The following is a 12776-nucleotide window of genomic DNA, read 5'->3' on the forward strand; positions in this document are numbered from 1 at the left end:
GCATGAAAATTAAAGATACTCTGCTAGAGCCGATTTTTAACAACAACCCGATCGCGCTGCAGATCCTGGGTATCTGTTCTGCACTGGCTGTTACCAGCTCGCTGCAGGTTACCCTGGTAATGTGTATCGCACTGACCTCGGTTGTGGCCTGTTCCAACGTTGCGGTATCCCTGATCCGCAAACAGATCCCGAACAGCATCCGTATCATTGTACAGATGACCGTGATTGCCTCTTTGGTAATCCTGGTGGACCAGCTGATCAAGGCCCTGGCTTACGACATCTCCAAGCAGCTGTCTGTATTCGTTGGTCTGATCATTACCAACTGTATCGTAATGGGCCGTGCGGAAGCCTTCGCTATGAAGAACCCGCCGCTGCCCAGCTTCTTCGACGGTCTTGGTAACGGTCTGGGATACAGTGTGATCCTGATCGGTCTCGCGGTGGTTCGTGAACTCTTCGGCGCCGGCAAACTGTTCGGTGTAGATATCCTGACTACCGTGAGCAACGGTGGTTGGTATATCCCCAACGGCCTGCTGCTGTTGCCGCCGAGTGCATTCTTCCTGATCGGCCTGTTCATCTGGGCGATCCGTGCCTGGAAACCGGCACAGGTGGAAGAAGATGAGTTCAAGATTGCGCCTAATTCCCAAGCGCAGGAGGCCTAATCCGTGGAACATTATATTTCTTTGATTATCCGCGCCGTTTTCGTTGAAAACATGGCGCTGGCCTTCTTCCTCGGTATGTGTACCTTCCTGGCGGTATCGAAGAAGATTGAGGCCGCTATTGGCCTGGGTGTTGCGGTTATCGTGGTGCTGACTCTGACAGTACCTGTGAACAACCTGATCTACACCTACCTGCTGAAAGACGGTGCACTGGCCTGGGCCGGTTACCCCGACGTGGACCTGAGCTTCCTCGGCCTGTTGTCCTACATCGGCGTAATTGCGGCACTGGTACAGATCCTGGAGATGTTCCTGGATAAATATGTACCGGCTCTCTACAACGCGCTGGGTGTATTCCTGCCGCTGATTACCGTGAACTGCGCCATCATGGGTGCTTCCTTGTTCATGGTTGAGCGCGAGTACGCGTTTGGCGAGAGTGTTGCCTATGGCTTCGGTGCCGGCCTCGGCTGGGCACTGGCGATTACCGCTCTGGCCGGTATTCGTGAAAAGCTGAAGTACAGTGACGTTCCGGATGGCCTGAAAGGTCTGGGTATCACCTTCGTAACTGTTGGTCTGATGTCCCTGGGCTTCATGTCCTTCGGCGGCATCGATATCTAAGCGGGGAAAACAATAGAATGAGTATTGAAATTATCCTCGGCGTAGCGATGTTTACCGTCATCGTTTTGGCGCTGGTAGCGGTGATCCTTGCGGCCCGCTCGCGCCTGGTAAACACCGGCAACGTCAACATCCTGGTTAACGGTGAGAAGACTCTCACCGTACCGGCCGGTGGCAAGCTGCTGCAAACCCTGGCTGCCAACAACCTGTTCCTGGCCTCCGCCTGTGGTGGCGGCGGCAGCTGTGCGCAGTGTATCTGTAAGGTGAATTCCGGTGGTGGCGATATGCTGCCGACTGAAGCGGCTCACTTTACCCCGCGCGATGCAAAAGAAGGCAAGCGTCTTTCCTGTCAGGTTGCGGTTAAGCAAGACATGGAAATCGAAGTGCCGGAAGAGGTGTTTGGTGTTAAGCAGTGGGAGTGCACTGTGGAATCCAACCCGAACGTGGCCACCTTTATTAAGGAGCTGACCCTGCGTCTGCCCGAAGGTGAAAACGTTGACTTCCGCGCTGGTGGTTACGTACAGCTGGAAGCTCCGGCTCACCATGTCAAGTTTGCTGACTTCGATGTCGAAGAGCAGTACCGTGGCGACTGGGAGCACTTTGGCTTCTTCAGGCTGGAGTCCAAAGTGACCGAGCCTGTGGTTCGCGCTTACTCCATGGCTAACTACCCGGAAGAGAAAGGTGTTGTTAAGTTCAACATCCGTATCGCGACTCCGCCGCCCCGTACTGAGGGCATTCCGCCGGGTCAGATGTCTTCCTACGTTTTCAGCCTGAAGGCAGGTGACAAGATTAAGGTGTACGGTCCCTTTGGTGAGTTCTTCGCCAAGGAAACTGACAACGAGATGGTATTTATCGGTGGTGGTGCCGGTATGGCGCCAATGCGTTCACACATCTTTGATCAGCTCAAGCGCCTGAATTCCACCCGTAAGATCAGCTTCTGGTACGGTGCGCGCTCCCTGCGCGAGATGTTCTACGAAGATGACTACAACGGTCTGGCTTCCGAGTTCGATAACTTCCAGTGGCATGTGGCTCTGTCCGACCCACAGCCGGAAGACAATTGGACGGGTTACACCGGATTCATCCACAACGTGGTATATGAAAACTACCTGAAGGACCACCCGGCTCCGGAAGATTGTGAGTACTACATGTGTGGGCCGCCCATGATGAACGCGGCAGTCATCAATATGCTCAAGGACTTGGGTGTAGAAGATGAAAATATCCTGCTGGATGACTTCGGCGGATAATTGGAGGGCTTAGCTTGCTAAAAGCAATCACAGGCCCGACAAACTCAAAAACAGGGCCCGTCTTTACGGCCCTGTTTTTGCTTTGGGCGGCTGTAATTTTATCGGCTTGCGCTCCTTCGCCGGAGTCCTGGCAGTTGGCTGGCCGCACCATGGGAACCAGCTATCACATCACCGTCGTTCAGGTGCCCTCTGGGCTGGAGCAGGGTGAGTTGCAGCAGTTGATCGACGATGAGTTGCAGCAGGTCAACCAGGAGATGTCGACCTATATCGACGACTCTGAGTTAATGCGCTTTAACCAAAGCCCGGTAGGGCAGGCGATCCCGGTTAGCCAACACTTGGCAGATGTACTGGAAATGTCCCTGGATATTTATCGCCGCAGTGAGGGCGCTTTCGAGGTGACGGTCGGCCCTCTGGTCAACTTGTGGGGTTTTGGTCCCCAGCCCGAACCGGAGCATATCCCCTCAGATAAAGACATTGCCGATCTGCTAACCGTCGTCGGTTCCGATGCGTTAACCCTGACCCGTAAGCCAGACACTGTTATCAAGAGCCGCCCCGTTGAGGTGGATCTTTCAGCGATTGCCAAGGGCCATGGCGTTGATCGGGTTGCCGAGCTATTGGAAGACCTGGGTATTCGAAACTACTTGGTCGAAATTGGCGGTGAACTGCGAACTAAGGGTGTGAATCCAAAGGGTAAGACCTGGGTAATTGGCATTGAAGTACCCAGCGTGGCAGGTCAGATGGTGCAGGAGCCAATTGCGGTGAGTGGGAAGGCAGTAGCTACGAGTGGAGACTATCGCAACTACTACGAAAGGGATGGTGTTCGTTACTCCCATAGCATTGACCCACGCTCCGGGCGGTCCATCAAGCACAAGTTGGCATCGGTAACCGTTATTGCGGAAACCTGTGCTGAAGCCGATGGTCTGGCTACCGCGATCAATGTCCTCGGTGCTGATGCCGGCATGGCGCTGGCAGAAAGAGATAATCTAGCCGTCTTTATGGTGGTAAAAACTGATTCAGGTTTCGAAGAGCGTTCTAGCTCTGGCTTTAAACCTTATGTAGAGAGGTCTGAGAAGTGACAATTTTCATATTTGCCTTTGTGGCCATGTTGCTCGTTGTTGCCGGTATGGCGATCGGGGCCATGGTTCAGAACAAACCGTTAAAAGGAACTTGTGGCGGGCTCAACAATATCGGCATGAAGCAGGATTGCACAGTCTGTGGTGGCGATGACGATGAGTGTGAAAAGGAACAGGAGAGGCAAAGACAGCAGCAGATGACTGCCGAAGATCTCGCTTATGACGCATCTAAACGCAAGTAAGCTTTCCTTCTCCAACAAGCCCGTGATCAACGGGCTTGTTGTTTTATGTCATTGGCACAAGTGGTGTCGATAACCGTATATTTAGTATTGAGTAAATGGTGTTAGCGCGCTGTGGACTCCGTTTGGAAAATAGAATTAGAGCATTTCATGGCAGAGCAAAAGTTTGACCTGGTAGTAATTGGTTCTGGCCCGGCTGGAGAGGCCGCCGCAATGAGCGCAGCAAAAAAGGGCATGCGCGTTGCGGTTATTGAAAAGCGCCAAGTGGTTGGTGGTAATTGTACTCACAAAGGTACCATTCCCTCCAAGGCGCTGCGCCACTCTGTCAAACAGTTGATGCGTTATAACACCCAGAGCGTTTTTCGCGCATTGGGTGAACCCCGCCGCCTTACTTTCCCCCAGGTAATGCAGACGGTGAATAAAGTCATTTCCTATCAGGTGGAAATGCACACTTCAATTTATGCCCGCAACCGGGTTGAGCTGATCGTCGGCGAAGCTAAGTTCCGCGATGAACATACTGTCGAGGTGCTTATGCCCGATGGTGCGGCGGAAACTATTACAGCGAAGAAATTTATTATTGCTACTGGCTCACGCCCTTATCGCCCCGCCGATGTAGACTTTGATCACGAACGGGTCTACGACAGCGATATGATCCTGGACATGCAGCACACCCCTCACTCCATTATGATCTATGGTGCTGGTGTTATCGGCTGTGAATACGCGTCTATCTTCGCTGGCCTCGGCGTTAAGGTGGATTTGATTAATACCCGTAACAGCCTGCTGGAATTTCTTGATGATGAGATTTCTGATGCACTGAGCTATCACCTGCGCGATATGGGCGTGACTGTTCGCCACCAGGAGGAGTATGCGCGGGTACTGCCCAATGAGCAGGGCGTAATTATGGAGATGCAGTCTGGCAAACGTATTCATGCGGATGCACTGCTCTGGTGTAATGGCCGTACTGGCAACACCAGCTCCCTCGGCCTGGAGAATGTCGGCCTGGAAGCGAACCATCGCGGACAATTGAGCGTTGACGATCACTACTGTACCGAAATTGAAAATATCTTTGCGGTAGGTGATGTGATTGGGTGGCCGAGCCTTGCCAGTGCCTCTTATGACCAGGGGCGTGCGGTTGCAGCAGCGATTGCGGGCCGTGGCCATCGAGTAATTGAAGATGCGCCTACCGGGATTTATACCCTTCCAGAGATTTCCTCTGTAGGTAAAACCGAATCAGAGCTAACCGCAGCCAAAGTACCCTACGAAGTGGGCCGCGCACTGTTCAAGCACACTGCGCGGGCGCAGATTTCTGGTGAGCGCGTAGGCATGCTCAAGATTTTGTTCCATATCGAGACTCACGAAATCCTGGGCATTCACTGCTTTGGGGCAGAGGCAGCTGAGATTGTGCATATTGGCCAGGCCATTATGAAACAGCCAGCACCGAATAATTCAATCGATTATTTCGTTAATACCACCTTTAACTACCCCACCATGGCAGAGGCATATCGCAGTGCTGCGCTGGATGGGCTCAACCGGGTTGCCCGCCTATGACAGAACCCTCACCCAGTGAGTTTCAGGCGTTGGTAAAGGAGTTTTTTGAGCAGATTCCTTTTAATCAACAAATTGGACTTGAGATGCGCGACCTGGACCTGGAGGCGCTCACACTTTCCGCAGGCTTTGAACTGAACCCACAGTTGATCGGCAATGTGTGGAAGAACATCCTGCACGGTGGCGTAATTGCCACCGCCCTGGATACGGTTGGTGGTTTGACCGCAATGGTCGCCGCCTACCAGCATCTGGGAGATGTGCACTGGAAAGAAAAAGTGGACCGCCTATTAAAGCTGGGTACGGTCGACATGCGTGTTGACTACCTAAAGCCGGGCAGGGGAGAACACTTTCTCTGCCATGGCTCAATTCTGCGCACCGGTAACAAGCTGGTTGTAACGAGAATGGAGTTGATTAACGACACGGATGAATTGATTGCTACCGGTACGGCAACTTACCTGTATTGACCTTAGTCCAAGCCAACCCTTGGCTCGGAGACCTCCTTAGATATACCCCTTAGATGTACCCCTTATCCACTGGCTTTCTTTAAGGTGTTTATTGTTATGAGTGAAATCCTCGCATTTGCTGCAATCTCTCTTTTGTTGGTTATTTCACCAGGGCCGAACAGCGTCCTGATTCTTAAAACAGTAGCTAGTAGGGGGCTGAGGCCGGGAGTAGAGAATATTTTTGGGCTGGTTTCAGCAACATTTGCCCATGGTGCCATTTCAATTTTGGGCTTGTCGGCGATTATATTGCAGTCGTCTGAGGTTTATACAATTATCAAATATCTTGGGGCTGCCTACCTGGTTTATTTGGGTGTGAAAACGATATTAGCCACGCTGTCAAAATCGTCCGTGAAGGATACCGGGGATGAATTGTCACCAATTACAGCAGCTCCTGGGAGCTCGTATCGAAATTTTGGTGAGGGCTTTCTAACCCAGATTCTTAACCCCAAGGTATCGATGTTTTATCTCGCGGCCTTTCCGCAGTTTATCTCAGTTGGCAGCTCTAGTTACTATGAGGCTTTCCTGCTGGTCTCACTTCATGCATCAATAATATTCCTGTGGTTTCTGGCACTTGCGACTATGTTGTCGAAGTGGAAAGTGGCTTCCATTGGTGGGAATATGCAAAGATGGGTTCAGCGTTTTAGTGGTGGCCTATTGATTGGTTTTGGCAGTTTAGTGGTTCGCCAGGATACTTAAGATTCTCTCGTGTAACTGATGTTGCTTCCAGAGCTTCCAGTATTTACTCCTTCCGCCCTAGGTTAAAACTTCCCCTGGCGGGTATGGAGCACAACAGTAGCAATATCCCTCCGAGACAAAAAAGAGCCACGATGTAGTGGCTCTTTAGCCTTTTTGATCCAAGTTCATTGATTCTTACTTCTGATCGTTTGTTTATGTCTCTTTTGAGTACGTTATGCGGTGTAGCGAAAGGTACGGATTGGTGCCTGTTTACCGAGGGTAATTAAATCAATGTGTTGATTTAAAATTAACTGGGTGTTTAGTCAAATTGCTGTACTGATAAGTATATTTAAAACCAGTCTCTATTCAGAGGCCCCTTAAGTAAACCGAAATACCTTGTTGCCTATAGTGAATTTTAAATAACAGTAATTATTTTGTGGTTGTTTTGCCTGATGGCGACATTGATCGCTTGTCGTGGACTTGTAGTCTGTAAAAATATAGCATGTTGAAAACGTTATATTTTCGACCATTCAAACTAATATAGTCATTGCTAAGCTGCGTTTTAATTTTAAGGTTCTCTTAAAGGTGGGTGATACCTCAGTGTTTTGTTTGTCACTTTCTTGTGATGAGTTGATCGGTTGAGGTGCATTCTTTGAATTTTGTCGTGGTTTTTAAAGGAAATGTTCGGGTGATATTTTTTCTAATAATAATTAATCACTAAATTTGCACATTGCTTGCATAAAGCCCGGATAATATAAATAAAGCCGAATATTCGGTTGTGATGTGAGGATAAAAAATGCCAAGTTTACTGAATAGTGATGCAAGTGCGTCCAATTACGGTGGGCAGTTAACCTGGAAGTTCAGTCAGGGAAGCTATTCAAAAATTACCAAAAAGCATCCGCATACCAAGGGTGGGATTTGTGAGGCTCTGTCAGTTAGCTGGGTCAGTAAAGCCCTTCAGTCGGGGCTTCAGGATGCGTTAACTACCGGTGGCAGTATTGATGATACAAAAATAGCCGTGGTCGCTCAGAGATTTGCCTCTATGTATCGATTTAAGTTTGCAAATGGAACTGAGGGTAGGCCTAGCACATCTTTTGAGATGATTAAGGAGACTAAACAATATTTGGAATCTCAGGGGTTTCGCAATATTGGGCAGGCGGGTAGCGGTATTGCACAGAAGAAGAAAAGTCCTTCGTTGAAAGATCAGTTTGCTGCGTCTTTTGATGCTCTTGAATCCAAAGATTGCTTCAAGCAGCAGTCTAATACCATCCACTGTATGTTGAGAACTGCAGGTACTGGGTGGGGGCATGCGATGGCATTTCGCATTGAGCCATCTGCGGATAAGGTAAGCTACTTTTTTGACCCCAATAAGGGTGAGTTTAAGTTTCTGAAATATGCACAATTTAGAAAGTGGTATGAGCATTATCACAGTGATTCTAGATTGTATAGAACTTCAAGGGCTTTGGGGTTTGATATCTTTGTGCATAGCGACAGATAAATTAGGGTTTGTGAGTTAGCGCTTGCGCATTTGAAGAGCACTTTGGGTAGTTGGGTAGGGTGTCTACGGGTTGTAAACCTAGAGGAGCCGCTCTCCCTTCTACTTTAGGCTTATACAGTTTTTATTTTGACCTTCCGTTTTTCGGGCGTGTCTTAGTATAAACCTTGAAGGGCCTTTGTGAGTCAAAGCTCCGACTATTGGCCTGAATTATAAGGCTTGCGGTGACATGGTTTTGAGTTTGTAAAAATAGGTTTTTAACTCACTTTCAATATGGTCACTTGGCCTCTCAATACTTTTTATTTTTTTATAATTGCCGATGATATGTTCGCCTGGCTCAGGTGTATTCAGCCCTTTTCTTGGGTCTATTTTTGGCGTTCTCAGTATCTCTTGAAGAGGCTATCGGATTAGACCAATCTTTCAATTTCAGTCTAGGCCCTCAAAGAAACCTAGCGGAGTACGCTTTTTGGGGTAGGGATAAGCCTCACAGCGGCGTTTATACTGTCATTGCCAAGCGACTCGGAATAAGGGGTTTTGGCAGAGGGTTTCACATCTTTCGCGAGCGGTGTTTGCAGCTAACAATTATCCTTGAGAAAATCACCGGCGCCTTTCTCTGAGAACTGCTAGTACCTTACATTTCAGGGGTTAATAACTTATCAATGGGAATCTCAATCCAAATGCTGGGCGACCTGCTGGTCTCCCGAGATGGCAGCCCAGTTAATCTACCACCTTCAAGAAAAACTCGAGCACTTTTGGCTTTCTTACTGTTGGCTGCGAGACCTCACAGGAGAGATCGCTTATGTGAGATATTTTGGGAGCTGCCCGATGATCCGCGTGCCTCCCTGCGCTGGTCTTTGAGTAAAATTCGATCCATTGTCAACGACCCAGAAATAGAGCGCCTCATTGCTGATAGAGAGCGTGTCAGCTTGGATACGGAAGGCATTTGTATTGATGTTGCCGAAATAGCACTTAAGCTTGATTCCCCCGGCGTTTTGGCAGCAGAGCTGGAAGATATCCGTCGACAGCTGCAGGAGCCTTTCCTGGATGGGATCGATCTGCCCGATCAAGAGCTATTTCAACGGTGGTTGCTGTCTGAACGTCAAGAGATTGTTCAATTGCAAGGGAGGGTGCTGTCCCGCTTGTCCTCTCACCCGGGCGTTCCTATACCGGACCAGTTAACTTGGGCCCGCAGCTGGGTGGCATTGGAGCCCTTTAACCCAAACGCTGCAACGCAGTTACTTCATTTGTTGAGCTCATTGGGATTGAGTAGTGAAGTGGAGTTCGAACGGACAAGGCTTGCTGACCGATTCCGCAAAGCAGGCATTACATGGTCGCCCTGCAGGCTTGGTGAGTCGGTAGTTCAGAAATCCGGTGATGATTTAGCTACGGGGCGTAAACTGCTAACTCAACAGAAGGTTGAGTTTTGTACGGCCAGCGATGGTGTGCGTATTGCCTATGCCAAGATGGGAGAGGGGCTTCCTATAGTTAAAGCCGCAAACTGGTTGAGTCATTTAGAGCATGACTGGGACTCTCCCATATGGAGTCCATTGTTTCGGGAGCTTTCTGTCGACCACCAGTTTATTCGTTACGATGAGCGTGGGAATGGCCTGTCGGATTGGGAAGTTGAAAATATCTCTTTTGAGTCGTTTGTTACAGACCTTGAGACAGTTGTCGATGCCTGTGAAGTTGATAACTTTACTTTGCTAGGTATATCGCAAGGAGCGGCAGTATCTATTGAATATGCAGTAAGACACCCAGAGCGTGTTAGGCAGCTGATTTTGTTTGGGGGTTATCACGCAGGTTGGCGAATAGGTGCCAGTGAGGCCACGATAAAAGAGCGTGAAGCAGTAATGACCCTGACAGCGACGGGCTGGGGGCAGGATAACCCTGCTTATCGGCAGATTTTTTCCACGACATTTATGCCAAGCGCGAATGCCAGCGAATTAGAGTGGTTTAATGAGTTTCAGCGGCTGACTACTTCGCCGGAAAATGCTGTTCGCTTCCTATCGGTTTTTGGCAGTATTGATGTGCGGGACAAGCTCAAAGAGATTAATGTGCCCACTTTAGTGATCCATTCACTAGGGGACCAGCGTATTCCTGTTCAAACGGGCTGTGAAATTGCTTCTGCTATACCTGGCGCTCGATTTGTTGGTCTCAATAGCGACGGTCACTTACTCCTGGGGCGTGAGCCTGCCTCCAATGTATTTGTGGAGGAAGTTCGTCAATTTATATCAAAGCATTAATCGCCGATAGTGTGACCTATAAAAATAATATGAGGGAGGGCGGTTCTGCAGTGCAGCCACCCTGCTCAAAAACCAACAACTAAAGCTCTTAAGGGTTGGCTATAGGTAAACAGCCAGTTCTTTAGCTGAAAGATAGCGAATAGATGCTTCTGGAAATTTTCGAATGATATCGAGGGCGGCAGAGCGGGCATCGGCCTCATCGGCATATATATTGGGGAGCTTAACATTGGAGGTTGTTCTACCAGATATATAGCGCATTACCACGATATATCGCCCTTTCCATTTGCCCCAAAAAACGTCATTAGGAGCGTTGTTGACTGAGGACTTTTCAGGGGCTGCTTCTTTCTCTTCCTGGGGCTTAAGCTCCAACTCCGCTTCTTGCTCCCACATAAGTTGGGCAAGCCGATTTAATTCTTTAGAGTAACTAGTTGACATAAATCTCAAAGGCTTAAGAGTTTATTGGTTTAGGGTGTTTTGCTGATTACTAATACTGGCAAATTAAAGAGTTAACAGAAAAGATCTTAATAAATACTAATCTATAATTGAAAAATAGAAGTTAAGTATGGGTATGACCTTATCCGCTTGCATAGTTTATATATAAAACTTCTCTCAATTTATCAATAAATATTCCACTTGGTTCCATGGCACCTATTTGGTGCAGAGTCCGTCATGACGAGCCGAGGGATATTGTTAAAAGCTATCTTCTCACATTTTAGAAAAAAATCATACCTGGTACAAATCAAATGTTTATTAAGTTTAAAGGTAGTTAAGTTAACAGCTGCATTACCCGGCAGTATCTTTGTGATTACCTAGCGGTTTTTGGGTGATTACACCAGAGTGAGGGGCTTAATCAGGCAAATTGTTTGGGTTTTCCATAATTTACAAAGCCAGTAGATGGTTATGGGGCCTGTTTTAGATATCTTTTGCCAAATACCTGAGGTCTCTCATTACCACCGGGCTGCTAATGAATACTTAGGGTTTTTAAGTCAGTAATTTTCATATGGTGACACTATTTCTAATAGAATAGGCGATGCTTAAACCTCACAATCCCTCACTCTCAGAGACTCCTCTTGTTCCGTTTAAGGTAGTGTAAATAAATGTAAAGGGTGCATTGGGGTGTCTACTTGCTTTGTCGCGCATGAAGAATAATTGAATTTTGGAAGGGCCCGCTAAGTAGTGCAGGATTGTATGTTCCTGTTTATAGGTTAATTTATGAGACCTTCCCCTTATCCTGGCTAATAAAGTTGCCCTTCCTAAAGAGGTTGGCACTTTGGTCCTGCAAATAGTTTCACTGTATCCGCATTTCAAATGATTCTTCAAACGCTCAATTCAACGATTGTGAGTTTTAATGACTGAACTCGAAAGCGGCTTTGTCTCCCCCTTGGTGACCACGCACCCCGTGCACGGATCTCTTGATGAGTGCTCCCTGGGCACAGTGGAAACAAAAGTGTCGTGATTGGAGCTTGGCTTCAGCTGAGCCAGGTGAAGCGTAAAGATACAGAAGAAGTAAATTTAGTGGTGAATTCCATGATTGCCCCTCGCCAAAAGGATTTGGACACTCACATAAGGCAAAATGTCTTATTTGAAAGTCAGTATTTAGGTGACTTGTTTCGGTTTCAAAAGATACTTGTTTCTCCAAATGGAAATGTTTCAATTGGGTTTTCTTCAGATTTTAATCTGACAATGGTGATCTCAGGTGTTGCTAATATCAATAGTGATGCTTGCGAATTCCCTATGGCTCCGGGGGAGATCTGGCTATCGAGTGAAATGAGCCATGCTACAGTTGATAATTTGTCTGAGGGAGAAGACCTAATAATCATCTGTGCGAGTATCAGCCCGGTCATGCTGACACGATTTTATGAGCGACACACTCGCGTACTGATTAAAGCAAAGAATGCCCTTGCGTCCAGCGTGACAACGCTCCCCAAAAGCGGGCCTTTTGTTTTTCCAGAGTGTGATCTCACGCGCTTTACTTTGGATTCACTGAGTGCATTTAGCAAGTTAAATGACGAGAGTTTGAACTATTTAAAGCTGGAAGAATTACTTCTCTTAAAGCTGAAGGGTGCTTGCGGTTGTCGCTTAGCTGACGAGCTGCTTCGGCAGGTTAATCCGGTGAACGAGCGTTTCCGTCGATTTATGGAGGAAAATGCTACTCAGCACTGGTCTGTAGCAAATTATGCTAAACAGATTGGGATGAGTCTCACATCATTCAAGAATAAGTTTGGCCAAGTCTTTAAAGCTGAGTCACCAAAGGCTTGGATTAACGAACGTAGGTTACAACATGCTGATATTCAGTTGAAGACTACCAATAAGCGTTTAGTCGATATAGCTCTGGAGAGCGGATTCTCAAGTCAATCTTATTTTACCCAGCTTTATAAATCGATGTATGGGTACCCCCCTTCAGAGGTAAGGCAGAAATCCGTAAAGTCAGCTTGAAAAGGTACTTGTGATTTCTTGTGACCGTATGCGCCTGGCCAGTTCCCGGAGAGCT

At 48.0% G+C, this 12776-nt stretch carries 12 protein-coding genes; 11 read left to right on the plus strand and 1 reads right to left on the minus strand.

The genetic code is table 11. The features are described 5' to 3' along the window. The first annotated feature begins 2 nt into the window (after positions 1-2). The 10 genes from ACYX4J_RS07965 (at position 3) to ACYX4J_RS08010 (ending at position 10285) form a co-directional block, all read left to right on the plus strand. Positions 3-659: an NADH:ubiquinone reductase (Na(+)-transporting) subunit D gene (locus tag ACYX4J_RS07965; RefSeq protein WP_282932331.1), complete on the plus strand. Its 657-nt coding sequence runs from the start codon at positions 3-5 to the stop codon at positions 657-659. Positions 660-662: 3 nt separating this feature from the next. After that, a complete protein-coding gene (gene nqrE, locus ACYX4J_RS07970) occupies positions 663-1271 on the plus strand; it encodes an NADH:ubiquinone reductase (Na(+)-transporting) subunit E (protein WP_020413086.1) in 609 nt (202 codons plus the stop codon). 17 nt (positions 1272-1288) lie between these two features. Beyond that, positions 1289-2512 (plus strand): NADH:ubiquinone reductase (Na(+)-transporting) subunit F, encoded by a 1224-nt coding sequence (gene nqrF / locus ACYX4J_RS07975; RefSeq protein WP_282932332.1) that lies wholly within the window; start codon positions 1289-1291, stop codon positions 2510-2512. Positions 2513-2526: 14 nt separating this feature from the next. Continuing rightward, positions 2527-3588 (plus strand): FAD:protein FMN transferase, encoded by a 1062-nt coding sequence (locus ACYX4J_RS07980; RefSeq protein ID WP_282932333.1) that lies wholly within the window; start codon positions 2527-2529, stop codon positions 3586-3588. Further along, on the plus strand, positions 3585-3827 hold the full coding sequence (gene nqrM, locus ACYX4J_RS07985; protein WP_282932334.1) for a (Na+)-NQR maturation NqrM: 243 nt from the start codon (positions 3585-3587) through the stop codon (positions 3825-3827). The genes ACYX4J_RS07980 and nqrM overlap by 4 nt, the downstream gene beginning before the upstream one ends. A gap of 147 nt (positions 3828-3974) precedes the next feature. Beyond that, positions 3975-5372 carry a Si-specific NAD(P)(+) transhydrogenase gene (gene sthA / locus ACYX4J_RS07990; protein WP_476178302.1) on the plus strand — a complete coding sequence of 466 codons (1398 nt, stop codon included), beginning with the start codon at positions 3975-3977 and terminating at the stop codon, positions 5370-5372. Continuing rightward, positions 5369-5833: a thioesterase family protein gene (locus tag ACYX4J_RS07995; RefSeq protein ID WP_282932335.1), complete on the plus strand. Its 465-nt coding sequence runs from the start codon at positions 5369-5371 to the stop codon at positions 5831-5833. Before sthA ends, ACYX4J_RS07995 begins: the two co-directional genes overlap by 4 nt. A gap of 96 nt (positions 5834-5929) precedes the next feature. Continuing rightward, positions 5930-6568 (plus strand): LysE family translocator, encoded by a 639-nt coding sequence (locus tag ACYX4J_RS08000; protein ID WP_444907935.1) that lies wholly within the window; start codon positions 5930-5932, stop codon positions 6566-6568. 775 nt (positions 6569-7343) lie between these two features. Then, the gene (locus ACYX4J_RS08005; RefSeq protein ID WP_444907936.1) at positions 7344-8045 is read left to right on the plus strand and encodes a YopT-type cysteine protease domain-containing protein; all 702 of its coding nucleotides are present in this window, start codon (positions 7344-7346) and stop codon (positions 8043-8045) included. A gap of 656 nt (positions 8046-8701) precedes the next feature. After that, complete coding sequence (locus ACYX4J_RS08010; protein WP_476178303.1) at positions 8702-10285, plus strand: bifunctional AfsR/SARP family transcriptional regulator/alpha/beta hydrolase; 1584 nt, start codon at positions 8702-8704, stop codon at positions 10283-10285. Between the two features lie 99 nt (positions 10286-10384). Here ACYX4J_RS08010 and ACYX4J_RS08015 read toward each other — a convergent pair whose 3' ends face one another. Next, complete coding sequence (locus ACYX4J_RS08015) at positions 10385-10720, minus strand: hypothetical protein (RefSeq protein ID WP_413662424.1); 336 nt, start codon at positions 10718-10720, stop codon at positions 10385-10387. A gap of 1047 nt (positions 10721-11767) precedes the next feature. Between ACYX4J_RS08015 and ACYX4J_RS08020 the strand changes: the two genes are divergently transcribed. Then, positions 11768-12721 carry a helix-turn-helix transcriptional regulator gene (locus tag ACYX4J_RS08020; protein ID WP_476178304.1) on the plus strand — a complete coding sequence of 318 codons (954 nt, stop codon included), beginning with the start codon at positions 11768-11770 and terminating at the stop codon, positions 12719-12721. The last annotated feature ends 55 nt before the right edge of the window (positions 12722-12776 follow it).

The sequence above is a fragment of the Microbulbifer sp. ABM4_008 genome (assembly GCF_056311705.1).